The organism is Hyphomicrobium sp. (assembly GCF_047600905.1).
GTDB lineage: Bacteria > Pseudomonadota > Alphaproteobacteria > Rhizobiales > Hyphomicrobiaceae > Hyphomicrobium_B.
The window spans coordinates 3761530-3783978 of the sequence record NZ_JASGKD010000001.1 but is presented as its reverse complement, the minus strand read 5'-3'; the positions used below and the strand labels follow the sequence as shown (position 1 = coordinate 3783978).

The window sequence follows — 22449 nt, the reverse complement described above, 5'->3', positions numbered from 1 at the left end:
TTGATTGCCTTGAGGAATATTGTGCCGCTTAACGCCCCCCGCGACGGGTCGAAACGGGCGGTCGCTACCAAAGCTTTTGCGAAAATACGCTCAAAATACCCATTTTTCTCCGGCCCGGAGAATTCACTTGAATGGCCGTTGCGCTAGTGTGCAAAGCTTAAAAACCAATAATAATGCTGCGCGCAGATCTTGGGTTCGGGTCGGGATCCACCTAACGAAAGGCTTCTCTGATGTCGCCTGACAAGATCGATCGTCGAGACTTCATGGCCAATTCAATTGCCGCCGTCGGCACCGCGACAACGCTTGCCGCCCAATCCCCGGCGGCGGCGGCACAAGAGGATGCGAGCAAACCCGCGGCCCAATCAGGAACAATTTTCACTGGCGAGACTATCCAAGGAAAGAAAGTCGTCAGTCGGCTGGACGTTTCCGATCTTGAACCAGGGCAAAAGCATTTTCTTTATTTTCAGGGCGTGCAATCGCCGGCCGGTCAGAACTGGTATGTTTCGGTCGTCGTTATCAAGGGCGTCCGACCCGGCAAGCGAGTGACCCTGACCAGCGGCGTGCACGGCGACGAGATGAGTTCGATACGGACTGTCCAGACCGTAATCGACCGGCTCGAACCGACAGAGATGTCCGGGACTGTGATGGCAGTTCTCGACATCGCGCGCCCGGCGGTCGAAAGCATGCAGCGTCGGTGGCCGAATTCCGGACGAGGCGCTGATCTGATCGACATGAATCGGGAGTGGCCGGGAGACGAGAATGGCGCGAGCGCCACGAGCCGTCACGCCGGCCTTCTGTTCAATCGTCTGTTGAAGCCCAATTCCGATCTCGCGATTGACTTTCACACTGGGACAACCGGCCTGGAAATCGCCCCATTCCTTATCGGCGATCGCACTCTGCCGGACGTCAAGACGATGGCCGAACTCTATCCCGTCGGATTGATGTGGGACGACCCGGCTTATCCAGGCGTTTTGCACAATGCCTTTGTCGATGTCGGCATCCCGTGCTTCACGCCCGAAGTCGGCGCCGCGCGGATCCTCGACCAGGACGTGATCGCGTCGTTCGTAGAGGGAACGTTGAATGTCCTCAAACACTATGGCGTTGTCGCCGGATCGCCCGGCCGGACGGCGACGGACGCAAACATGATGATCGGAGACGCCGCGTTTCCAATCATCGCGACGCACGGCGGACTGGTTGAGTTTCTTGCCAAGCTCAACGACGACGTCAAAGCTGGTCAGAAAATTGCTGTGCAGAGGAATATGTTTGGTGAAGTCGTCGCGGAATACGCCACCGCGGCCGATGGCAGATTGGCGGCCTGCCGCACCGACGCTTCGTCCGATCCCGGCAACGTGCTGGCATTCATCCTATTCAAACGACCGGAGGTAACACCCCAACGCGGCACGGAGACCTACACCGAGAAGTCTTACCCGGAGTGAGCTTGTACTTGGACCGCAGTAACCCCACCAAAGCCGCGTTCAGTTCGGGCCTGGGCAATTTGTGGGCGCCGGATTTCCAGCGAAGCGATGAGAGATCCAGTCGACGGAAGGCTTAGCGGCATCGCGGCTGATCATGCCATGACCGACGCCATCAAACAGCAGGGTTTCGACCGTGCTTCCGGCAGCGCAAAGTCTTTTAACATACGAGGCGGTAACAGGCGGATCGACGACATTGTCGGCGGTGCCTTGTGCCATCAAAACGGGAATCTCACGCGGCAGCGTCCCAATTGTGTTTTGGGCAAGCAAGTCCTTCCAAGGTTCCTTGGCTGTCGGATCAGGAACTTTGAGAAATTCCTGCGAAAGATATTTGCCAATCAATTGACGCGGGCGGATGTCAATGATGGATTCGATACAGATATCCGCGAGCCTGTCGACGTCGGGAATCGCTTTCGGCACGACGATTTCCCGCATCGGCGCGCTGAACACTCTGTCCCAGGACCACAGCGTCATCGCCAGCAGATTTTTTCCGCCGGCAGTTGCGATATCAGCTCGCATCAATGCACCAAGATCGGTCGCAGGCGCCGCCGCAACGAGCCCGAGCACACTGACGTCAGGCGCATATGATTTGGCGAGCTTCGCCGCATAAAGAACCGCCTGGCCGCCCTGCGAATGCCCCCAAAGAACCGTACGCATCCCGATCCCGGCGCCCGGAAGCGCATGCGCTGCTCTGACTGAATCGAGAACCGCTCGCCCCTCGCTCTCGCCAACGAGATAGGGATGCGGCCCCGGCGTTCCCAGTCCAGGATAGTCTGTCGCCGCGATTGCAAAACCATGCTCGAGCATCATCCGAAGTCCCGGAATCTGCTGATGGAAAAAGATTGCGAGCGTCGGCGCGCAATGCGGAACGATGCCTGTCGTCGGGTGGGCCCAGGCAACGATCGGCCAACCTCCGGGCGGCGGTGTGCCTCCAGGCACGATCACGGCGCCAGACACTGCAATCGACTCACCTTTGAGACCGGTGGAACGATAGAGAACCCGCACCGTTTTTGCGCCAAACCAGCTATCGCTCATCGGCTCGGTCCGAATGATCGATCCCGGAGGACCGGCGAGTTCGTCTGGCGCGGCCCGATAGAATGCAGACTGAGCTTCGACAGGCGATGCACTGACCACGATCGCTAACGAAGCGAGCGCGGCGATGATCGCAGACAGAAACTTATCGATCATAAACGAACCTCAGATGACCCCGGGCGTTAGCCGTGATGCGAATTCGATCGGGCAGAACGGCAATACTGACAGGCCCGCCAAGCTCAAGCTTTCCTTCGCGGTGGAAACCATCCGAAAGCTGCTGATTGAGGCGTTGGTTTGCAGAAGCCAAGACCGCGTCAATGCGGTCCTTGAAGGAAACGCTCAAACTGTCGTGAAGCGCTTGCAGCGCATCGACGTTGAGCGGCACTCCAAGATTTGCCGCCGGCGTAACACCTTCGAGTTCGATCGTTTGGCCCTCCTCGCCGGCCTTCGGTTCCGCCGAAAGCGTAACCGGAGTGTTCGCGTCGGGAAGCTGCAATCTGATGACGAGCTTACCGTCGGCTGACGATACATTGAGGCCTTTGAGCCCCGCGCCGCTCAATTGCGTATCGGAAGCCAAAGCGTCTCGCCAAGCCGTTTCGATTGTCGCGAAAGTCAAATCGATCGGAACCGCGACATCGAATTCGCCCGGCGCTGAAACATCGCCGCTGAGCGCGGGAAGCGGCGTTGGCTGAACTGCGGGCGGGGCCTGTCCGATCGAGGCAACAGCCTGGCCGGAAATTGCCAGTGAACCTTCAAGGACACGTCCCGTCGCGCGAAGCCCGGAGAAGGCGACGCTTTGCGGCGTTATCTGTAACCAGAGACGGGGGCTTTCCGAGAGTTGAACCGGTGTGAACATCCGTTGCCAGACGCCTTCGGCCTTCTCGCGCACGTCCAGCGAACGGACATTTGCTTCGACGCGTTCCTTGACGCGGCCGAGTTCGCGATTGATGGCGGGTTCCGCATAGCGAGCGAGATCGATCGGGAATCCAAGCACGCGAACCACCGGCGGCTCGCGCCAGCGGAAGCCCTCGTGTATATCGAACGCGACAGTCCAATCCGAAAGAAGGCGCGGACGCGCACCGGCATAGACCATCAGCCTCGCTTCCGTTGCGCCACGAAGCCGCCGGACGAAGCGGCCAATTCCGCGGGCGCTGACCGTTCCGTAAACCGGCATGTCCGCTGTGAGACGACCATTCTCGGCGCCGAGTTCAATCCCTCCGGTGCGCTCGATATAGCCTTCGTAAGCGCAATCGACGCGAAACTCCCGCCCGAAGATAAACCGATGCCAGCATTCGGAGCCGCGATCCTCGAAGTTCGCAAGGCGGCGCGGAATAAAATCGTCGAGTTGAGATTCAAGAGCGGGCAACGGAAATTCGATCACCGCTGAGACGGAAGATGGTTGCCCAGTGTCTGCGCCGGCGTCAGCCGAAGCCCCGCCCGCAAATGCCGCCCACATAATCGAAGCCGCAGCGACGTGAACAATTCCTTTGCAACGCACCTAACATCTCCCAAGGGCGAATGGCCACGGAAATCCGCAGGCGGATTGTTCGCACAAGAACGCCAGGATGGAATAGCGCTAAATCAAAAGGGCCACGCTCCTTTTAAGTTGGGGGAAGGAACTCGGCTGGCGCGCGTGAAAGGAGTGGGCGCTATCCTGCGAGGATGCCTCGCGTCAATCGCCTAATTTTTCTCTAGCAAATTCGATAAAGGCGTAATCCGGCTCGTCGTTTTATCGTCCACGCACACCCGCACGGACCGACATTTCGTTTGCGACGCGCGGCGCGAAAGCGTTCTTCGCGCTGCTCGACATCGACTTTCTTCCGTTGTGGTCCTCGACAGCTTTCATGTAGGCGCCAAGATATTTGGCACTCTCTCTCATAAACGATGCACCGACCCTAGGATTTAATTCGAAGATCGCCGGCCTGCCATCCCGGAGCTTGTAATTGAAGCATGCACACCCGGTGTAAGATAAATCCAAAATAATCTTTGTGAGTTCAGATGGAATGAAGCCGCCCAGATCTTCGACGGAACGCGGATTTAACTCCGGCGACTTGCTGTAAACGTCCATTCCGAAATAATATTTATATGAAACCAGATACGTGATGACACCGTGGAGACAGATGACGTGCGTCACGTATTCCTCCACCCCCGGGACGTATTCCTGGAAATAGAAATCTGGATCGTCCAGATGATCCAGCTCCGACGGATGGCTAATGACTCTCGTGTGCAAGCCGCATTCGTCGATTCGCTTTTTACAGACGATCGGAAATTCCAAATCGCGCGGGGCGCCGACACGTGGAATGCAATCCTCATATCCAAGCTCGATCATCAGGGCATTGAAACGTCCTTTGTCATCGAGATTATTCGCGGTTTTCGAGTCCGGATAAATGCATTTGCGGCGCGCTTCGGGACACTGACTTAACAAGTCATATTCGCAAACTAGAAACGGAAGAATGAAATCGATATCCGGGTGCTTGATCGAATCCGGGCACAACGGAAACTCGGAATATTCGAACTCCTGCACAGCAGCTGTTTGGCGAGGGGCCATCGCAACAGGTGGCGGGGGACGGCGCCGTTTCCAGAAATGCTTCGGCTTTTGGGGCGGCGGCTCTTCCGCGCATGGCGGAGGCGGGGGCCTTCCCAGCACCTCTCGCCAATCCCCTCGATTGCCCAACAGTATTCGTGGCATTTCGCCCACTCCCCGCCGATACTCGGAATGCAATTGACATCATTCCCTCCAACTAGCGCAACGCCGACAAGCCGATAAACCAGAAAAAGCGCCGTCTATTTCCTATTTTTCTGCCGTTTCCCAGAAATGAACGCTTGTCATTTCCCGATCTCACTCGACTGCCGCTAGTGCTAACGGCTGGATGCAAGGCATACCGTTTGCATGTTAAGTGGCGATCGTCGTGTACACGTAAGGCGTCTGTTATGTTTCGAGACAACGTAATCTGGGTCGATTTTCGTCTTTCGAAAGATATTCGGGACAGGCAGGTTCTCTCGTTCGCCGAGCGTATGAAGGCGAGTTCTGCGCGCACGCAGCATCACCTTCAAGCATCGAGAAGCGCGCTCGAAGTCATCCGATTAATGTTGGCAGACGAACCGCGCTCGCCTTGGCGACCCGACAATCCGCGGTCCTGAGGCGCGTAGGAAAGACGATCTCGGAGACCCGCATTCCGAATTGTCCGACCTCGGATGCCTGCAACCGGTTGACGGAAAAAACGACGGGTACATTCAGAAGCTTTGCAGCATCGTAAAAATCGAGCGTATCGGTCTCGACGCTGAACTCGACGATGACACTTTGAGATTTCGTCGAACGCATAAAAGCCAGCGCGGACGAGAAGGCGTCGAAGGCGTAGGCGCGATGGTCACAGCACGCATCCGAGGCGCGCATCCCGTTGTTACCTGCGCCCCCCACGATAACGAAAGCTTTGAAATCGTCCCTCACGCCTGTCCCAAGAACCGTCGCGGCTTTCAACGACGCCCACACTCGGGGGACACTGTATCGGTGATCGCCCTATCACCAATTCACAATGCACAGACGGCTCAAATTTGTTGTGGGCGGCCTGTGCATAACACGTTCGGCAATGCGAAACGCTGATGCGAGATCAAGTTGCCCTGCGCCGCAGCATGCGAACGCGCACTCGAACCCCGGACACTTCTTTCTTATCGAATTTCTTATCGAAGAAACTGGTTCACGAAATCCGCGCCAAGCCCCACGTCCTCGTAGTGCTTCCGGCACGCCTCAATGAGCTGAAAGTTGTCCTCGACGAGCGTAACCCTATCCTCTTCATCGATGTAGAGCGTTGGCCCCTGGATGAAGAAGACGGTTTGCATCTCATCGCCGCTGTCGCAGGTGAGCGTGTGCGTCTCTCCCGGCGGTTCGAGAACATAGGAGCCTTCAGTCGCCCGCCAAGTGTGCTCGAGATATCGCCAGCTTCCCTTCAGCACGAAGCCATGAACCGGCGACGGGTGCCGATGGCGCGAGAGCACGCCGCCCTTCTTGACCCTCAACACCTCTCCGTGCGCGCCCGCGCTCATATCGAAGAATAGCGGACGGAACCAAACATTTGGTTCGAGCAGCACCCAGATGCGTTCATCCTGCGGGGGCGGAACGACGAGTTCCGGGATCATCCCGAGATGTCCCAAAGCCGGCGGGTCGAACGTAGTGTAATCCGTTTTGACCGGGGTAATAATTGTCATTGGCGAGACCTCCTCGATCTAACGCGGTGAAAGAGAGAAAATCGGATGGAATTGACCTCGGTAATAAATGAGAGGATTGCCCTCGGTCGTCCGCTTTAGAGCAGTCACCTCGCCGACGACGATCTCGTGATCGCCGCACTCGTGCGTCGCCCACAAACGGCATTCGAAGCTCGCGATCGCATCCGGCAATACGGGGCAGCCGAGCCGACCGCTGGACCATTCAACGCCATGAAAGCGATCTTCCACCGGCGCCGCAAATCGCTTGGCGAGATCGGCATGCTCATGGCGCAGAACATTGACGCAGAACGTTCCAGTGCTTTTCACCAGATCGATGCTCGCCGCCCCCTTTCGCACGTTGTAAAGGATCAGCGGCGGCGTGAGGCTCACCGATTGAAACGAAGACGCCGTCAGACCAAAACGTTGCCCGTCCTGCGTGACACCGGTAATGATCGTGATTCCGGTCGCGAAGCATCCGAGAGCCTGCCTGAAGTCGATCGGATCTTCCGGCGTAATCCAATCCGTCTTGATCATCATTCAGCCGCAGCCCTTGTCTTGAGTTCGGACGTGAGCTTCTGAACGATGCGCCTCTTACCGTCGTCATCGAGCTTCTCGAGTTCGTTCATCAAAACCGGCTCGTCGACACGCTGATTCCACCAGTCGATCGCACCCGCACCAAACAGACCCCATTTGCCGATGATCTGCGCCGTGACCTCATTCGAGGGGCCCATCAGCCACCCGGCCTTTGAATCACGCAGCAGACGTTCGAGTTCGAGATCCCGCATGTAGCCGCGGCCGCCGCACGTTTGCAGCATCTTGTCGGAGACCTCGAACGAGAAGCGCGTCGACAGGAACTTCGCCTGGAAGCACCAAAGCGAGAACTTCGCCCTCGGCATCGCCTTCGGGTCTTTGTAGTAGATATCCCAGCGGCCGCCATCCGTTGCGTCATCAAGCGCTTTGGCTAGCGAGTAGGCATATAAGCGCGATGCCTGGCCTTCCATGATGGCACGGCCGAAAGTATCCTGGATCGTCGGATAGTCGGCGACACGACGACCGTACTGGGCATGAGCTTTACGCGTTACGTGCCTTTTGGCAACATCGATGCAGGCAAGTCCCAAACCGTTATAGGAACCCGCATAGATGAGCATCGCCAACGGATCGATCGCCTCATCGTTCGACATGGCGCCGTCACCGGGCCAGCCGACGATGCGATCGAGCGGAATGACGGTATCGATTTCGACCGGACCCGACTGATTGCCGTGCATGCCGAGCGCGTCCCACTTCCCCGCAGCGCCCTTCACTTCATCCTTGTAAAAAAGAAAAACGGAAAGGTTGCCGTAGTTGCCGTCGAAGTCGGGACTCGTCGTCTGCGATATGTACCAGTCGGCGTACCCTGACGACGTCGTCCACGCCGCCTTCTTATGGACATGCCATCCGTTTTCGACACGCTCGGCGCCGGACATCTTCGGATACCAGAAATGCCCTCCGGTCTCGGGGTCTGTATAGGAGGCCGTTCCGATCAGACACTCGCTGTCGATGCGCGAAAGCAGCTTCTCGATCTCCAGATTGCCTTTCGCGCGATAGACGAGACCGGCAACCGCCACCATGTGCATCATGTAGATCAGTGCGGTTGACGGGCAACCGTATCGCGCGATCGTCTCGGCGATCATCACGATGCCGACGTGATTTTCGCCTCTTCCGCCGAACTCTTTGGGTGCGATCGCCGCCAAAAGGCGAAGCTTGGCAAGAGCCTCGAGATTGGCGCGTGGATATGCGTTGGTTTTATCGCAGTCGATGGCGTTCGGCCTGAGAACGTCATGGCAGAGTTCGATCAGCTCGCGGCGGAGTTCTTTCTGTTCGTCCGTAAGCAACCAATCAGGATCGAAATCCGCATCCAGCCCATAATAGGGCGCATCGCCCCATTTCGTCGTCATCGATCATCTCCCGAGAGAGCTTCGCGCTCATTCTAGAAGTGCGATGATGTGAGGGAAAGAAAGCGGCAAGTCTCTCGGAAAATTGTCAATTTGCTGTCATGACAGCGCGTTGCGTCGCCATTCGCTCGGGCACATGCCGACGTACTCAAGAAAAACCTGACCAAAATGACTCTGGCTGTCGAAACCGACGCTGGCCGCAACCTCGATGATCGTCGTGCCGCGGTTCAGGAGCAGTTCCTTTGCCCGCTCTATGCGAAGCCCGACCAGCCAGCGATGAGGAGGCTTGCCGACCGCTGCCTTGAAAGCGCGTACGAAATGAAATCGGCTCAAACCGGCGGCTTCCGCGAGATCGTCCAGAGTGATGTCATCGGCCAGCCGGTCATGCACGAGAAAGAGCACCCGCCGCAGCTGCTTTGCCGTCAACGCGCCCGAATATTTCACCGCTTTGCTGCGATGTGGATTGCAGTGACGAGACAGAATGCGCCGCGCGATCAGTTCCGCCGCCATATCGAAAAAGATCGTGGAAACATTGCCAAAACGCGTCATTTCTTCAGTCAGCGCCAGAATTGTATGGCGAAGACTCATATCGCTGAACGCCATCCGGTCCAGGATTTCGGCTTTGCCGCTTCCCGCCTCGGTGGACATGTTTTCCAGAAAATCCGCTCTCAGAAAAACGTGCGCTTCCTCCGTCGGCTGATCCCACCGCCAGATGTTGCTTCGGCCGGCCCCCATCAGCAGCGATTGGCCCGTTTGCATGCGGGCCCTGACACGCTCGCCGCCCAATCGCGCTTCGATCAAAAGCGGTCCCGACAGCATGACCGAAACATAGTGGAATGGCAGCTGAGGCGCCTCGATCTCTTCCGCCAATCCATCGAAATGGAAATGGCCGACCGCGATGGCCGATGATGCCGCGAAGCTTTGCTGACGAGCGGGGCGTCCCCCGAGCATTGCGATCCAGGCGCGCGCCGACGAAACATCAGGGTGCTCATCACTCGGGGAATTTAAAGTCGCCGCGATTTTCGCCATTCCGAAATTATGGACCGCAAATTTCAGTTGGCAAGTCGAAAATTTATGCAGTCCGGAACAAAACTACAGCAATTTACCGGGTCACGCGGACCGCGCGGCGAGATCAGGTCGCCCGAAGCTGTTTGCGCCGCTCCCTAAGCTCCTCTAGGCACATTCGAAACCCCGCCAGAGAGGTCAGTTCTTCACCGGCAGGAACGCCGATCTGATGAACGCAAAACCCCGCCCGGCTTACGGCTCCGACCATCATAAGATTGTCGGGCATGTCGAAGCGCTCGACCGATGTGCCGACGCTATAAGTCTCGAGCAGATCGTCTCGTCCGTGTTCGTAGTAGCGGCTCGATCGATGATGGAAGGGCGCGGTCACGTGCGTATAGCCCAGCACCGGCCTTCCGAGAGCCGCCATATATCCCATTTCGAAAGCGGTGCCGGGATCCATGCTCACGCTGCGAAAGGGCGTCATATTCGCGATGATCGCATCGCAACGATTCATGTGCGCCAGATTTCCTCCGTAAATCGCGAGGCCCTGCTCAAACGACGACATGCCCTCAACGTTCAGTTCGCCGTCCATTGGTGACACGCCGTCGAAGCCGAACTCGGCACACATCGCTTTCTTGCCGTCGAAGACGGCCCTGCCAAATCCCGGCAGAAACACCTCGGGCCCCGCCAGATAAATCTGAAAAATCGGCATAGCCTCCCCGGGCTGCTTCTCATGCCCGTTTCGAAATTCCAGCGATCAGAATGTCGACAAAATCCTTTGCCGCCTTCGTACCACTGGAACCGGTCGCGATCGTTGCAACGCCGGCCAGCGCTCTTAAAAGATCGAGCGGATCGCCGATGACTCGCACGTCGCCGTTCAACGTCGCATTTTGCACCAGCATGGCCATTGCGTCTTTCGCCTGCTGTCCCGACGTCGCGTAGAGTTCGCATGTCCCACCGACAAGCGAGTTGAGGGCTTCCGACATCCCGTGCTTGATTGCCATGTAGTCGACGAAAAGCAGCAGCCATTCGCGCAACGCATCAATCGGTGCCCGCTCTCGAGCGAGACGTCCCGCAGCCAACACGAGTTGTTCGGTCTCGTTGCGGTAGACCGCTTCGATCAGCGCCTCTCGGGTCGGGAAATGCCGATAGAGCGTGCCGATCCCGACACCCGTCTCACGTGCAATCTCCTCAAGGCTCGCAGCAGATCCTTTTTCGGCAAAAGCGGCCTTGGCGGTTTCGAGCAGACGAACGCGATTGCGTTCCGCGTCGGCGCGGACCTTGCGCACAACAATACGTTCGCTCTTATCGCTCACCGCCCAAATTCCCTGGAATGACCCACTTCGGATGCAAGTGGAGGCAGCCTCCTTCTAGTCCACGCGGCGTCTGCGGACAATCGTCCCGAGTGGAGGACAGCAAAGCTTTAATGATCGCTATGAAATATCCGGCTCGACGAGCCGCGCAAACTCGGCCAGCGACTGCGGCCAACCGAGATAGAAGGCTTCGACGGAAACGACATCACGGATAAAGTCCGCGTTCCTGCCGCGCCGTCAAAATCCGCTCGCACGCGATGACATAGGTAGCGGTCCGCAGCGAAATCGAGTTGCGATCCGCACAAGCCCAGATCTTTCGCAGGGCTTCGACCATGAGCGTATCGAGCCTGGCGTTGATCTCGTTCTCGCTCCAGAAGAAACTCGAGAAATCTTGCACCCATTCGAAATAGCTGACCGTCACGCCGCCGGCATTGCAGATCACATCCGGCATCACGAGAATGTTCCGGTCCGATAGGATGTCGTCTGCTCCGGGAAGCGTCGGTCCGTTTGCGCCTTCGAGCACCATCTTTGCCGTGGTTCGCCGCGCACGATCTGGTGTCATCTGAGATTCAAGCGCTGCCAGGATCAGGATATCGCACGGAGTATCCCAGAATGCCTCGTTGTTTGCAGGTGATCCGCCGATGCCCTTTGTCTGGTGCGACGTCGCCACCAGCGCTTTCACATCAATACCCGCCTCGTCGATCAGGGTTCCCCATTGATCCTGGATTGCAACGATCCGGGCTCCGTTATAGGCGAAAAGCTCGGCCGCCGAAGATCCGACGTTTCCGAAACCTTGAATGCAGACCCGTGCGCCTTCCAGAGCCAAACCGATGCGAGAAGCCGCTTCGCGCCCGGTCACGAACACACCGCGGCCGGTCGCCTTGACGCGTCCGAGCGATCCGCCCAGATGCAACGGCTTTCCCGTCACGACGCCCGACGCAGTAAATCCCATTTGCATCGAATAGGTGTCCATCATCCAGGCCATGACCTGGGCATTTGTATTGACGTCGGGCGCCGGAATATCCTTCTGCGGCCCGATGATCATGCTGATTTCGCTGGTGTAGCGGCGCGTCAGCTTTTCCAGTTCATTCTGCGAGAGCATGAACGGGTCAACGCGGATGCCTCCCTTTGCACCTCCGAAAGGCAGATCCATCGCGGCGGTTTTGATCGTCATCCAGGCGGCAAGCGCCATCGTTTCATCGAGCGTCACCTGCGGGTGAAAGCGTACACCGCCTTTCCCCGGACCGCGCGAGAGATTGTGCTGAACCCGAAAACCCTCGAAATGGCGAACGACACCGTCGTCCATTTCAATCGGCACGTCGACGATCATCGTGCGTTTGGGATGCCTTAGCGTTTCGACCCAGCGCGCCAGATTGCCGAGATAGGGCGCCACACGTTCAACCTGAACCAGATAGGTTGCCCAAGGGCTCGGCGCATCTGATTTTGCATAAGATAACCGCGCCGCCGTCTTTTCATTTGTATTGGTCATGCGATCTATATGTCTTTTTTTCGGGCGTTCGCACTCTTGTCCGCCGCCGGCGACGGCGGCGAACGCAAAGAACGCTGCGCGCAAGGGAAGCTGAAATTTCAGATATCGAAAAGACTACCGGCCCGCGATTGCGATATCGCGAAGGACAGCCGCCTCGAACTGAATCTCATCCACCCGGTGTTTGAGAACGTCGCCGATGCTGATGATGCCGACGAGATGATCGCCTTCCATGACAGGAAGATGGCGGACACGACGTTCCGTCATCAGATGCGCGACGTGCGCGATGGCATCCTTCGGCGAACACGTGATCGTGTTTCGGGCCATGAGTGCCGAAACAGGCAACGTCATCAGCCCCGCTTCGCCGCGCGCCAGCGCACGCACAACATCTCTTTCGGAGATAATCCCGTCGAGGGAACGTCCATCTTTGCTTACGATCATCGCGCCGACGTCTTCGAGCCGAAGCATCTGCACGAATTTCAAAACCGTATCGTCGGGACGGATCGTCAGAACATGCGAATTCTTCTTAGATTTAAGGATGCTTTGAACAATCATAGCCGTAATCCTAAACTCTACCGGCCTAGCCATCTCACGGACCAAACCTACCACGCGCGATTTGAGTTTGCAGGCACATTTCGGTCGATGCCGTGATGCGGAAGGGAATTGCAGCAATGCCAAATACGATTGCCGACTATCTGATCGAACGCCTGAAGGCAGCGGGTCTCGAGCACGCCTTCGGAGTACCGGGAGACTATGTACTAACGTTTATGGATCGCCTTATCGCCTCCGGAATCGAACTAGTAGGAACGTGCAACGAGTTGAACGCCGGATATGCTGCGGACGCCTACGCTCGCATTCGCGGGATCGGCTGCATCGTCGTAACGTGGGGCGTTGGCGGCTTCAGCGCCATGAACGCCGTGGCTGGCGCCTACGCCGAGCAAGTGCCGCTCGTCGTCCTGGTCGGAGGTCCGCGAACGAACCAGCGGCGCTCTTCCATGCTGCTGCACCACGGCGTCGGCGAATTCTCGACCATGCAACATGCTTACGCGCATATCACCGTCGCCTCGGTTTTACTCGACGACGCCGAAGACGCCCCGCAAAAGATCGACCGTGCTCTCGCGCGATGCCTCTCCGAGAAACGCCCGATCATGATCGAAATTCCGATCGATATCGTCGACCAGACATGCGAGCCGCCGCGCAGGCTTCCACCCACGGGCGTTCCCCGCTCTGATCCGGATTCTTTGGCCGAAGCACTCGATGAAGTCATGGCCCTTGTCGCGACGGCAAAACGGCCGGTCATCCTTGGCGGCGTCGAGCTTCATCGCTATGGTTTAATGAATGAGTTCACGCGCCTCGTCGAAGCGAGCAGACTTCCCGTCGCCACCACGCTTCTCGGCAAGACCGTCATCTCCGAACTTCATCCCCAGTCAATCGGCGTCTACGAAGGCGGGATGTCTCGAAAGGAGGTGCGAGACATCGTCGAAAGCAGCGACGTGCTGCTCTGCCTCGGCGCGTGGATCAGCGACATAAATTTTGGCGTGTTCACCGGCAAGCTCGAGGGCCGCCAATTGATCCTCGCAAACTCCGGCCGTCTGAAGATCAGCCAGCACGTCTATGAACAGGTCTGGATCGGAGACGTTGTGCAAGGTCTCGCCGACCGCATGCCGAGGCAGGGGCTCGCCCATCCACCTTACAAGAGCGTTTCCGAACGTGAGACGAAAGCGCCCACGGCGCTCCCCGGCGCCAAGCTCACCGTCAATTGGTTGATGAGACGCATCAATGATTACATCGGCGACGACACAACCGTCATAGCGGAGACCGGCGATAGTCTGTTCGCCGCCGCCGACCTCGTCATGCACCACGACGTCGGCTTCATCGGCCAGGCGTTTTATCTGTCGATCGGCTACGCGCTTCCCGCCGTCCTCGGCGCGTCGATAGCGGATCCGGGCCGCCGGGCGCTGGCACTGATCGGCGACGGCGCTTTTCAGATGAGCGCTCAGGAGCTGTCGTCGCTTTGCCGCCGCAACATCCCGGCGGTCGTCCTGATCATGAATAACAACGGCTACACGACCGAGCGGGTCATCCACGAGGGCCCCTATAACGATATCCAGCCGTGGAACTACCATAAATTGCCGGAGGTCTTCGGCGGTGGACGGGGCCGCCGGGTTGCGACCGAGGACGAGCTGGACGCCGCCTTGAACGATGCGCGCTCCAATAATGATGGACCAGCCGTGATCGAAGTGATGCTCGATGAAATGGATATGTCGGATGCGCTAAAAAGACTCGGCGCCGAGCTTTCGCCCGACAAAAAGCAGAGCCGGTAAGGGCGATTGAAAAATCGGGGTACCCAGCCTGTCCTTCTACCGTGCCAAAGAAATTTCGCCGCAGCCCCCATCGGTCGTGACGGAGTCACAATTTCTTAGTGGAAGCGGAACAAATTGGGTGCAGCCGAGTTCGCTCGATACCCGGTTAGGAGTCGCTCTCTATGCCCTACTCGTTCTATGCGGTGGTCGACGCGCTGCCGCAGATCGCTGCCGCCGCTTTCCTTCCCGTCATAGGTATTGCCTTCGTCAGCTACATGATCAAAGCGACGCGGCCCCACCCGACCGCAAAACCGGCTGACTGATGCCTTCAAACGTTGAGAGCAAGACGGCCGGCGAGTTGCGTTAGCGCAGGTTTTAGCCGTCAACGCGTTCGATAACGTCACCAATCTTGACTTCGCCGCCGGTAACGATCCGCGCCGTAAGCCCGCCCCTGCCGCGAACCGCGTTGTAGCCGCCCGGCCCGAGATTGGCTTCCATCTGGCTGCACGGCGCGCACTCGCCGCTGACGTCCAGAACCACGTCGCCGACTAGGATGCGGCGCCCCTTCAGCGCATTCAAATTGATGCCGCGAGTGACGAAATTCCGTCGTACGAGTTCCGGCGGGATTTCAGGCCGCTTCATAAACGAAGCGATCGCCGCCAGATCTTCGGCGGCGATCAGCGTAACCTGACGCGCTCCATCCCTTTCCGTGCGATACCGGTCGCCGGCAATTCCCTTCCGGGCGATAAGCTGAGCCGAGGTCGGCGCCAGCATGGCGGCATTCCGGGCTGGGCGAAGACCGATCCACAAAAGCTCGCCCGGCCCGACCGGGCCGGAGAGCAGTTGCTCCATGGTCGATCGCTGATGGGGCGAAGACAGTCCGAGCCTGCCTCAGTTTTTCTGCGGCTCGGCCGACTTCGTAAGTTCGGTCCACTTGTCGCCGAGTTGCTTCTTCAGATCGTCGATCTTTTTCGAGGCTTCGTCAGCTCGGGCGTTAAAAGCCGCCCGCGCAGCGGTGTAGTCGGCATCCGAAAGCTCGAACTCCGTCATGAACGGGCAACCGCCATGCGACAGATTAGGAGCGGCATAACGCACGAGCGTGGTCCCCGGCTCTTTGCCCGGACCAACCTTCATGACCACTGCGTCCTTTTCCAAATGGCACTTTTCGCCCTTGGCGAGCTTCTTCAGGTCGACGGCAACAAATTTCCCGCCTTCATTGAGCAAAGTCACATCCATCGCGCTCGCCAGAAAGGCCAGCTCGACACCACTATCGGCGCTCTCGGCACGGACAGCCGAAGCAGGGGCCAAGAACGAGAGGGCGATGATCAGAGACTTCAAAGTCGATTTCATTTTCTAATTTCCTTCCGCAGTCCGATAAAGAGACGGCCAGATCCTTTGACAGGTCCAAGATGTATTTCTGATGAACCGTGATAACAAACGTTCGGACGACGCCCAATCTGCACGAAAGCGCAAACCGGCGTCTTCTAGCTCTCCCTTCTAGGCAATTCTTAGTCACGGGCAGGCGCAGCTGGACAATAACAGCCAAACCTGCGGTTTGTTCCCGGTTTTGATAATAGCCGCCACCCGCCGTCGCCCAAAGTGGACTCCGCCAGTATATATAGACATGCGATCTTACCCCGCCCGCCGCCTCGTATGTCTGACGGAAGAGACGGTCGAAACGCTTTATCTTCTTGGCGAACAGGAGCGAATCGTCGGCGTCTCCGGTTACGCGGTCCGCCCTCCCGAGGTGCGCCGGGAAAAGCCGCGTGTGTCAGCGTTCACCTCCGCCGATATCCCCAAGATCCTGGCGTTAAAGCCCGACCTAGTGCTCGCGTTCTCCGACCTGCAGGCCTCGATAGCTGCCGATCTCGCACGCGCTGGCCAGGCGGTCCACCTATTCAATCAGCGGGATCTCGCCGGAATTTTCGCAATGATACGGACGGTCGGGGCTCTGATTGGTTGCTTCGACAAAGCCGAACATCTCGCCAGCAGCCTTGAGCATCGCATCGCGACTGTCCGCGCGGAAACGGGTAGCCGAAGCCACCGTCCGCGCGTCTATTTCGAGGAATGGGATGATCCGCTGATAACCGGCCTCGGCTGGGCCTCGGAGCTTATCGAGATTGCCGGCGGCCAGGATATTTTCCCGGAGAAGAGCGCCGAAGCCGCGGCCCGCAATCGTATCGTTCCGGCCGAGGACGTTGCTTCAAGAGCTCCGGAGATCATTCTGGCGTCTTGGTGCGGAAAGAAAGTGCGGCCGGAGAAAATACGCGCTCGCGACGGTTGGCAGGATGTTCCCGCCGTCGCGGACGATATGATTTTCGAGATCAAGTCGTCGATCATTCTCCAGCCAGGGCCGGCCGCACTGACGGATGGTCTCGACGCAATCCGCGCCGCTTTATGCCGGTTCGACTCTCGTCATTAGTCACATTCGAAAATAACTCGGCAAAATCCGCTAAGATGATTTTTATCACCACACCGGAACAGCCGGATTAGCCGGAAGTTTTGTGTTATTATGCGGTGTGGGGGCACCCGGGTCGAGTTTGTGACTGGTGCCATGTCTGATCGCGTTTATGTTTCGATTTTTTATGTCGTTTTGATTATCGGCAGTTCTTGGACCGCCGTGTCGCTGGGCGAGATGCTTGCGCGCGATGCGTTAACCAATTTAGCGCTTTTGCCGTCCTCGAACGCACGCCCTTCGCGGGTTGATGCCTATCTGGCGGCCAACGAACGTATTCCCGAGCCGAAGGATGTCAGGCAGCCTCTGGTGCCCGCCGCCCCGAGCGTCACCGTTGGCGCCTTGGCCAAAGCCATGGACGATGCCGAGCATGGCCAATCGGAAACCACGAATAATGAAGGCTCTGCGACGTCGACCGCGATCCCAGCGGTCGTTCCCGAAGCGGAAAAGCCACGGGTTGCAGGATGGGTAAAACGCCTTCCGAAGCGCGCCGTTCCCGAAAACGAAGAGACCTCCGGCCGCATCATTATGCGGTCCCTGCGCGCGGAAATGTAGCTGGCTGTCAAATGAAGTGGTGGGCACCCGGCGGGGGGAATGAGGGGGGATGGCCGAGTGCCCACGCTTAAGCCTCATTCCGGGGGGAGGACATGAGGTGTACGGACCATATCAGAAAATCGAGAGTAAGGGGTTAACGGTAGATTCTTTGTTCAGAAACAGAGCTTAAATAGCACCGCCAATTGGGCATTTTGCAAATGCGAATTATACGAAAGTACAGAAATCGTCCGCCGTCGCTCCTGGGCAATTTCACCGCGTTTACCTAGCCACCGTCCTTTTCAATCGACGTCATCGATCGTTCCGCCGATTTCTCTCCTTCGGGCAGATCGTTTCAAATCCATCGTTCGCCGCTACTGGCCGTTCCAGGCCGCGGAAATCTCCGTGCGAAGAGACACGAGACGAATTCCCGCCGCGGGCGTCTCGCGTTGAAAGTGCCTGCATCCATGCCCGCGCCAACGCATAGAGAACAGCAATCGCGAATGCATAAAGACTGACCATAAAAAATATGACGGACGCCGCGCTCTCACTTTCCATTGGCGACCTCCTCTGTTTGACCTAGCCATAAGATGGCTATTGGGATTACGTCGAACAAGGCGAGCGCGTTATCTCGCTCCGTATTTGCCAATACCAAATCCGATATCTTTCTTCTCAAATCCAAATACGAATGAAAAAATCTGACGTGCGTCACCGCGCACCGGGACAGCGCTATTCGCCGTTGTGGAGAGCAGCACTCCGTCACTTTCTGCGCTAACTCAAATCGCCTATCGTGCGCTGAGGGAGGGTCATGCTGATGAACGCAAAGCTTACCTTGCTCTTTCAGCGCGAAGCCACCGCACGGCTGAACGCCGCCGAACACGAGTTCGTCGCCTTTACGAGAGCTTGTCGCGGCACGGTGGTCGATCTTAACCAGATGAAACACATCAGGCAGCTGCGCGAGCATGTCGAACGCGCCCGCTCACGTCACTTACGTTGGACCCGATATCGCTTCCTGCTTGAATCTGGTGTTCACTGACTATTTGCCGCCGAATTAGGCAGCCATTTCGCGCGATTGTTCAAAGACTGATCAGGAAATTCTCCACATACTGATATAAAATATGGTGTGTGCTCACCGATTCGCGTTCCTAAGGGACGACCGACGTGACGCTGGTCATCGTCTTTATCGGCGCTATCTGCGATTATTATTTCGGTGCCATCGGCGCCGTCCTGAGTACTTTGGTCGTTCTGGCGTCGCTCTCGAAAGCGAAAGCCGATACCGTCTTTCCGTCCGTGCTGTTGATCGGCATTTGCTGGGGCGCCGGCACGCTCCTGGCAGACACCGCCGGCACCGTTGTCGGCGTTTCTCTGGCAACAGCCTTGACCCTCTGGCTCGAATCCGGCGCCAAGATCTTCCTTCCTGGTACCCGCAGGCCGCAGATGTCTTCTCGGGATAGCACGGGATCATAAAGCGTCGTCGCCTCGGCCAATTGGCCGTAACGCCATGCGCCAAGAAATAGTTGGTCATTTCCTGGATGCGCTCGCGAACGGTATCGCGGTTGATATTCACCGACTGACCGATGATGTTGGGATGAAACTGCTCGCGTTTGGTGATGATCGTCTCAAGCGACGCCATCCCGATCGTACGCGCGAAGTTGCAGAGCATGTTGGACAGTCCCGATGTCTTGGCCGTGTCCTTCGGCGTGATCACGGTTAGCGGCGTTAAGATCAAAGCTTGGCCGATCGCCCTAACGATCAATTGACGTGCAATTACGAAAATCCCGCCGCCCCTTCAGTGTAACATTGAGGGGGCCGACGCGTCCCTGTTGCGAACGCATCAGCACAATGGTTGAAATCCTCTCACCCGGGACATCTGGCTTCGATCATGCGGATGTCGTCATCAGATGTCCGAAAGAATTCCATGACAGACAGTCCAGCCGAGGTCCCGCAATCGCAACCGCCTCCAAGACCGCACCGAAGCATGCCTGCTTGGTTCTTCACCACCTTGCGTGTGCTCGCGGTCGCGTTGGCCATCTACATAGCCTGGTACGTCGCCGGACACTGGGACCGTTGGACCGGAGCAGCCCGCTTCGAGACGACGGATGACGCTTTCATCTCAGGCGACGTCACGCCCATTGCCGCGAAAGTCTCGGGCTATATCCAATCCGTCGCGGTGAAGGATTTTCAGCCGATCAAGAAAGGCGAATTGATCGTCGAGATTGATCCACGCGATTACGACGCGGCACTTGTCCAAGCCAAGGCCAATGTCCAAGCCGCCAAGGCCAACCTCGCAAATCTCGCCAACCAGAAAGACGTCCAACGCAGTCTCATTCGTCAGGCCGAAGCAACGATCGACGCGACGACGGCCGACCTCGATCGCTACAATCTCGAAACACTCCGCCAAACCAATCTCTTGAAGTCGGGCGTGGCTGGCACCCCGCAGGGCGTGGAGCAGGCGGAAGATAACTCCAAGCGCACCGCCGCCCAGTTGGAGCTCAACAAGGCCCAGCTCATTCAACAGAAGGCCATTCTCGCAAGCCTCGACGTCGAGCAGCAGCAGCTCGAGGCACAGGTGCGCGCCGCAGAAGCGCAAGAGGCGTTGGCCCAAAACAACTTGGACTACACGCGCATCGTATCGCCCGACAACGGTCTGGTGGGGCAACGGCTGGTACGGCCCGGACAATTCGTCAACGTTGGTACGCAGGTGATAGCTGTCGTGTCGCTGCCCGGGATTTGGGTCATCGCGAATTTCAAGGAAACGCAGATGACCAACATCCGGCTTGGCCAGCCGGCGACGATCCATGTCGACGCCTTTCCCGATCTGAAGCTGACGGGCCATGTCGATAGCTGGTCACCAGGTACCGGCAGCACGTTCGCGCTACTTCCGCCCGATAACGCAACCGGCAATTTCACCAAGGTGGTTCAGCGTGTGCCGGTGAAAATCGTTCTCGATCACCACCCTGCGCTCGGAACCCTGGTGCGGCCCGGGATGTCGGTCGAAGCGACCATTGATACCAGCGGAGGGTCTGCGGAGACCGCGGCCAATCCGATCGCGGGAACACCACAAATTCCGGGCACCACGAAATGACAGCCGCGGCTGCGCCCGTCCCCGCCGCCAGTTCCGTACCCTCCTCCAGCGTCGCCGCGCCGACACCGGCGCATCCGATTTCGTCTCGCCCTTACATCGGCCTCGTCGGTGTCTTGCTCGGCGCCACGATGAGCACACTCGGCAGCCGCACCACGACGTTCGGTCTCGCCGATCTTCGTGGCGGTCTCGGTGTCGGCTTTGATGAAGGCGCCTGGATCACCACGAGCTTCGGCGTCGGCCAGATGTTGATCGGCGTCGCCTCTCCTTACCTTGGCGCCATCTTCGGGGTTCGCCGCATTCTACTGATGGGCATCATCGTCTTCTTCATGACGAGCCTGCTTGGTCCTCTATCGCCGAACCTCAACGCCTTTCTCGTCATGCAATTTCTTGGCGGCATCGGCTCCGGAACCTTCATTCCGCTGACGGTCAGCTACATTCTTCGCAACATTCCGAAAGGCCTCGTCATCTACGGCATTTCGATTTACGCGATGAATTCCGAGCTTTCGCAGAACGTCGCCGCATCTCTCGAAGGATGGTACACGGACAACCTGTCCTGGAGGTGGATCGACTGGCAGTACTGCGTTGCGCTGCCCATCATGTATTTTTGCATCTGGTACGGCATGCCCGTCGAATCCGGCTTGAGCCGACGACTGCGGGATCTCGATTGGCCCGGAATTTTTTATGCCGGAGCGGGATTCGGCCTTCTTTACGCTGCGCTCGATCAGGGCAATCGCCTCGACTGGCTGAATAGCGGTCTGATCGTTGGGCTTCTCGTCGGCGGCGGCCTTCTCACCATCCTTTTCGTCGCTCGCGAACTCATCTCGCCGAGCCCCTTCGTCAACATCAGAGTGATCGCCAACGAGAACCTTATTCCGTTGCTTTTGTTGCTCGCGGGATTTCGCTTCATCATTCTCTCGACCGCCTACATCATTCCGAGCTACCTGCAGACTGTGCAGAATTTCCGGGAATTGCAGGTCGGGTCGGTGTTGCTTTGGATAGCTTTGCCGCAGTTCGCGATCGTTCTCCCGCTCGGCTACGTTCTCAATCGCGTCGACGGCCGCTACGTGCTCGCGCTCGGCAACCTGATGATCGGCATCGCCTGTCTGATGGGAACGAATTTGACCAGCGAGTGGGCGACCAACGACTTTCTACCGTCCCAGATCTTGCAGGCGCTCGGGCAGTCGTTTGCTCTGACCAGCCTGATCGTCCTTGTTATCAAATCGATTTCACCGGCGGACGCACTGACGATCGGCAGCCTGCTTCAAATGAGCCGGCTCTTTGGCGGAGAAATCGGAACGTCATTCATGCAAACGTTCGTTCGTGTCAGAGAGCAGGTGCATTCGAACTTGATCGGATTGCACGTCGATAGCTTGTCGGCGATGACCACCGATCGCCTGACGACATATCAGAATGTGCTCGGTGAGCATTCGGCCGACCATGCCGTTACCGCAGGACGCGCCACCAAATTGCTGAGCTCCGCCGTCGCGCAACAGGCTGCGGTCTATTCCTATATCGACGGTTTTCTTGCTGCCGCCGTCGGCTCGGCCATTTGCCTCATACTTGTCGCAACCGTGCAGAAGCCCAAGAACCCTGCATTTTGAAAGCAAGTCGTTAAGCGGGCCAGACTTGTGATTTT

Annotated in this window: 23 protein-coding genes and 1 pseudogene; 9 read left to right on the top strand and 15 right to left on the bottom strand. The window is 57.8% G+C overall.

What is annotated here, in order from left to right; translation table 11 throughout:
- Positions 1 to 230 precede the first annotated feature (230 nt).
- Positions 231 to 1436 (top strand): succinylglutamate desuccinylase/aspartoacylase family protein, encoded by a 1206-nt coding sequence (locus QM780_RS18100; protein WP_415071822.1) that lies wholly within the window; start codon positions 231 to 233, stop codon positions 1434 to 1436.
- Positions 1437 to 1475: 39 nt separating this feature from the next.
- On the opposite strand, the gene QM780_RS18095 is transcribed toward QM780_RS18100, so the two are convergent.
- The 12 genes from QM780_RS18095 to QM780_RS18040 form a co-directional block, all read right to left on the bottom strand.
- The gene (locus QM780_RS18095; protein ID WP_415071821.1) at positions 1476 to 2660 is read right to left on the bottom strand and encodes an alpha/beta fold hydrolase; all 1185 of its coding nucleotides are present in this window, start codon (positions 2658 to 2660) and stop codon (positions 1476 to 1478) included.
- Positions 2650 to 4002 (bottom strand): DUF4403 family protein, encoded by a 1353-nt coding sequence (locus QM780_RS18090; protein ID WP_415071820.1) that lies wholly within the window; start codon positions 4000 to 4002, stop codon positions 2650 to 2652. Before QM780_RS18090 ends, QM780_RS18095 begins: the two co-directional genes overlap by 11 nt.
- Before the next feature lie 231 nt (positions 4003 to 4233).
- Positions 4234 to 5193: a hypothetical protein gene (locus QM780_RS18085; RefSeq protein WP_415071819.1), complete on the bottom strand. Its 960-nt coding sequence runs from the start codon at positions 5191 to 5193 to the stop codon at positions 4234 to 4236.
- A gap of 387 nt (positions 5194 to 5580) precedes the next feature.
- A complete protein-coding gene (locus QM780_RS18080) occupies positions 5581 to 5982 on the bottom strand; it encodes a hypothetical protein (protein WP_415071818.1) in 402 nt (133 codons plus the stop codon).
- A 200-nt stretch (positions 5983 to 6182) separates the two neighbouring features.
- Positions 6183 to 6707, bottom strand: coding sequence for a 2,4'-dihydroxyacetophenone dioxygenase family protein (locus tag QM780_RS18075; protein ID WP_415071817.1), 525 nt, complete (start codon positions 6705 to 6707; stop codon positions 6183 to 6185).
- A gap of 18 nt (positions 6708 to 6725) precedes the next feature.
- Positions 6726 to 7241, bottom strand: coding sequence for a flavin reductase family protein (locus tag QM780_RS18070; protein ID WP_415071816.1), 516 nt, complete (start codon positions 7239 to 7241; stop codon positions 6726 to 6728).
- Positions 7238 to 8638, bottom strand: coding sequence for an acyl-CoA dehydrogenase family protein (locus QM780_RS18065; RefSeq protein WP_415071815.1), 1401 nt, complete (start codon positions 8636 to 8638; stop codon positions 7238 to 7240). Before QM780_RS18065 ends, QM780_RS18070 begins: the two co-directional genes overlap by 4 nt.
- Positions 8639 to 8734: 96 nt before the next feature.
- Positions 8735 to 9664, bottom strand: coding sequence for a helix-turn-helix domain-containing protein (locus tag QM780_RS18060; RefSeq protein WP_415071814.1), 930 nt, complete (start codon positions 9662 to 9664; stop codon positions 8735 to 8737).
- 103 nt (positions 9665 to 9767) lie between these two features.
- Positions 9768 to 10352, bottom strand: coding sequence for a nucleoside 2-deoxyribosyltransferase (locus QM780_RS18055; protein ID WP_415071813.1), 585 nt, complete (start codon positions 10350 to 10352; stop codon positions 9768 to 9770).
- Positions 10353 to 10371: 19 nt separating this feature from the next.
- Positions 10372 to 10956, bottom strand: a complete 585-nt coding sequence (locus tag QM780_RS18050; RefSeq protein ID WP_415071812.1) for a TetR/AcrR family transcriptional regulator — start codon at positions 10954 to 10956, stop codon at positions 10372 to 10374.
- 202 nt (positions 10957 to 11158) lie between these two features.
- Positions 11159 to 12442, bottom strand: a complete 1284-nt coding sequence (locus QM780_RS18045; protein ID WP_415071811.1) for a Glu/Leu/Phe/Val family dehydrogenase — start codon at positions 12440 to 12442, stop codon at positions 11159 to 11161.
- A 114-nt stretch (positions 12443 to 12556) separates the two neighbouring features.
- Positions 12557 to 12994 carry a CBS domain-containing protein gene (locus QM780_RS18040; RefSeq protein ID WP_415071810.1) on the bottom strand — a complete coding sequence of 146 codons (438 nt, stop codon included), beginning with the start codon at positions 12992 to 12994 and terminating at the stop codon, positions 12557 to 12559.
- 116 nt (positions 12995 to 13110) lie between these two features.
- Here QM780_RS18040 and QM780_RS18035 point away from each other — a divergent pair, with 116 nt between their 5' ends.
- Both QM780_RS18035 and QM780_RS18030 read left to right on the top strand, forming a co-directional pair.
- Entirely contained in the window at positions 13111 to 14763 is a 1653-nt protein-coding gene (locus QM780_RS18035; protein WP_415071809.1) for an alpha-keto acid decarboxylase family protein, read from the top strand.
- Between the two features lie 161 nt (positions 14764 to 14924).
- The gene (locus QM780_RS18030) at positions 14925 to 15065 is read left to right on the top strand and encodes a hypothetical protein (RefSeq protein WP_415071808.1); all 141 of its coding nucleotides are present in this window, start codon (positions 14925 to 14927) and stop codon (positions 15063 to 15065) included.
- A gap of 52 nt (positions 15066 to 15117) precedes the next feature.
- On the opposite strand, the gene QM780_RS18025 is transcribed toward QM780_RS18030, so the two are convergent.
- Positions 15118 to 15594, bottom strand: coding sequence for an MOSC domain-containing protein (locus QM780_RS18025; protein ID WP_415071807.1), 477 nt, complete (start codon positions 15592 to 15594; stop codon positions 15118 to 15120).
- Between the two features lie 39 nt (positions 15595 to 15633).
- Entirely contained in the window at positions 15634 to 16092 is a 459-nt protein-coding gene (locus tag QM780_RS18020; RefSeq protein ID WP_415071806.1) for a hypothetical protein, read from the bottom strand.
- Between the two features lie 274 nt (positions 16093 to 16366).
- Here QM780_RS18020 and QM780_RS18015 point away from each other — a divergent pair, with 274 nt between their 5' ends.
- The 4 genes from QM780_RS18015 to QM780_RS18000 all read left to right on the top strand — a co-directional run bounded on the left by QM780_RS18015 (position 16367) and on the right by QM780_RS18000 (position 19195).
- The gene (locus QM780_RS18015) at positions 16367 to 17164 is read left to right on the top strand and encodes a cobalamin-binding protein (protein ID WP_415071805.1); all 798 of its coding nucleotides are present in this window, start codon (positions 16367 to 16369) and stop codon (positions 17162 to 17164) included.
- Positions 17165 to 17296: 132 nt separating this feature from the next.
- Positions 17297 to 17752 carry a hypothetical protein gene (locus QM780_RS18010; protein ID WP_415071804.1) on the top strand — a complete coding sequence of 152 codons (456 nt, stop codon included), beginning with the start codon at positions 17297 to 17299 and terminating at the stop codon, positions 17750 to 17752.
- A 790-nt stretch (positions 17753 to 18542) separates the two neighbouring features.
- Positions 18543 to 18764: a hypothetical protein gene (locus QM780_RS18005; protein ID WP_415071803.1), complete on the top strand. Its 222-nt coding sequence runs from the start codon at positions 18543 to 18545 to the stop codon at positions 18762 to 18764.
- A 125-nt stretch (positions 18765 to 18889) separates the two neighbouring features.
- Positions 18890 to 19195, top strand: coding sequence for a hypothetical protein (locus QM780_RS18000; RefSeq protein ID WP_415072087.1), 306 nt, complete (start codon positions 18890 to 18892; stop codon positions 19193 to 19195).
- Positions 19196 to 19220: 25 nt separating this feature from the next.
- On the opposite strand, the pseudogene QM780_RS17995 reads toward QM780_RS18000, so the two are convergent.
- A pseudogene (locus QM780_RS17995) lies at positions 19221 to 19481 on the bottom strand (EmrB/QacA family drug resistance transporter); the annotation flags it as partial.
- A gap of 165 nt (positions 19482 to 19646) precedes the next feature.
- On the opposite strand from QM780_RS17995, the gene QM780_RS17990 reads away from it, so the two are divergent.
- Positions 19647 to 20813 carry an HlyD family secretion protein gene (locus tag QM780_RS17990; RefSeq protein WP_415071802.1) on the top strand — a complete coding sequence of 389 codons (1167 nt, stop codon included), beginning with the start codon at positions 19647 to 19649 and terminating at the stop codon, positions 20811 to 20813.
- The gene (locus QM780_RS17985) at positions 20810 to 22414 is read left to right on the top strand and encodes an MFS transporter (protein WP_415071801.1); all 1605 of its coding nucleotides are present in this window, start codon (positions 20810 to 20812) and stop codon (positions 22412 to 22414) included. The genes QM780_RS17990 and QM780_RS17985 overlap by 4 nt, the downstream gene beginning before the upstream one ends.
- The last annotated feature ends 35 nt before the right edge of the window (positions 22415 to 22449 follow it).

Bases quoted from the DNA above. Each gene is read 5' to 3' on its own strand.
- QM780_RS18030 (WP_415071808.1), top strand. From the start codon at position 14,925: ATGCCCTACTCGTTCTATGCGGTGGTCGACGCGCTGCCGCAGATCGCT.
- QM780_RS18015 (WP_415071805.1), top strand. From the start codon at position 16,367: ATGCGATCTTACCCCGCCCGCCGCCTCGTATGTCTGACGGAAGAGACG.
- QM780_RS18045 (WP_415071811.1), bottom strand. From the start codon at position 12,442: ATGACCAATACAAATGAAAAGACGGCGGCGCGGTTATCTTATGCAAAA.
- QM780_RS18035 (WP_415071809.1), top strand. From the start codon at position 13,111: ATGCCAAATACGATTGCCGACTATCTGATCGAACGCCTGAAGGCAGCG.
- QM780_RS18025 (WP_415071807.1), bottom strand. From the start codon at position 15,594: ATGGAGCAACTGCTCTCCGGCCCGGTCGGGCCGGGCGAGCTTTTGTGG.
- QM780_RS18075 (WP_415071817.1), bottom strand. From the start codon at position 6,707: ATGACAATTATTACCCCGGTCAAAACGGATTACACTACGTTCGACCCG.
- QM780_RS18055 (WP_415071813.1), bottom strand. From the start codon at position 10,352: ATGCCGATTTTTCAGATTTATCTGGCGGGGCCCGAGGTGTTTCTGCCG.
- QM780_RS17990 (WP_415071802.1), top strand. From the start codon at position 19,647: ATGACAGACAGTCCAGCCGAGGTCCCGCAATCGCAACCGCCTCCAAGA.
- QM780_RS18040 (WP_415071810.1), bottom strand. From the start codon at position 12,994: ATGATTGTTCAAAGCATCCTTAAATCTAAGAAGAATTCGCATGTTCTG.
- QM780_RS18005 (WP_415071803.1), top strand. From the start codon at position 18,543: ATGAACGCAAAGCTTACCTTGCTCTTTCAGCGCGAAGCCACCGCACGG.
- QM780_RS17985 (WP_415071801.1), top strand. From the start codon at position 20,810: ATGACAGCCGCGGCTGCGCCCGTCCCCGCCGCCAGTTCCGTACCCTCC.
- QM780_RS18065 (WP_415071815.1), bottom strand. From the start codon at position 8,638: ATGACGACGAAATGGGGCGATGCGCCCTATTATGGGCTGGATGCGGAT.
- QM780_RS18070 (WP_415071816.1), bottom strand. From the start codon at position 7,241: ATGATGATCAAGACGGATTGGATTACGCCGGAAGATCCGATCGACTTC.
- QM780_RS18020 (WP_415071806.1), bottom strand. From the start codon at position 16,092: ATGAAATCGACTTTGAAGTCTCTGATCATCGCCCTCTCGTTCTTGGCC.
- QM780_RS18100 (WP_415071822.1), top strand. From the start codon at position 231: ATGTCGCCTGACAAGATCGATCGTCGAGACTTCATGGCCAATTCAATT.
- QM780_RS18010 (WP_415071804.1), top strand. From the start codon at position 17,297: ATGTCTGATCGCGTTTATGTTTCGATTTTTTATGTCGTTTTGATTATC.
- QM780_RS18060 (WP_415071814.1), bottom strand. From the start codon at position 9,664: ATGGCGAAAATCGCGGCGACTTTAAATTCCCCGAGTGATGAGCACCCT.
- QM780_RS18085 (WP_415071819.1), bottom strand. From the start codon at position 5,193: ATGCCACGAATACTGTTGGGCAATCGAGGGGATTGGCGAGAGGTGCTG.
- QM780_RS18095 (WP_415071821.1), bottom strand. From the start codon at position 2,660: ATGATCGATAAGTTTCTGTCTGCGATCATCGCCGCGCTCGCTTCGTTA.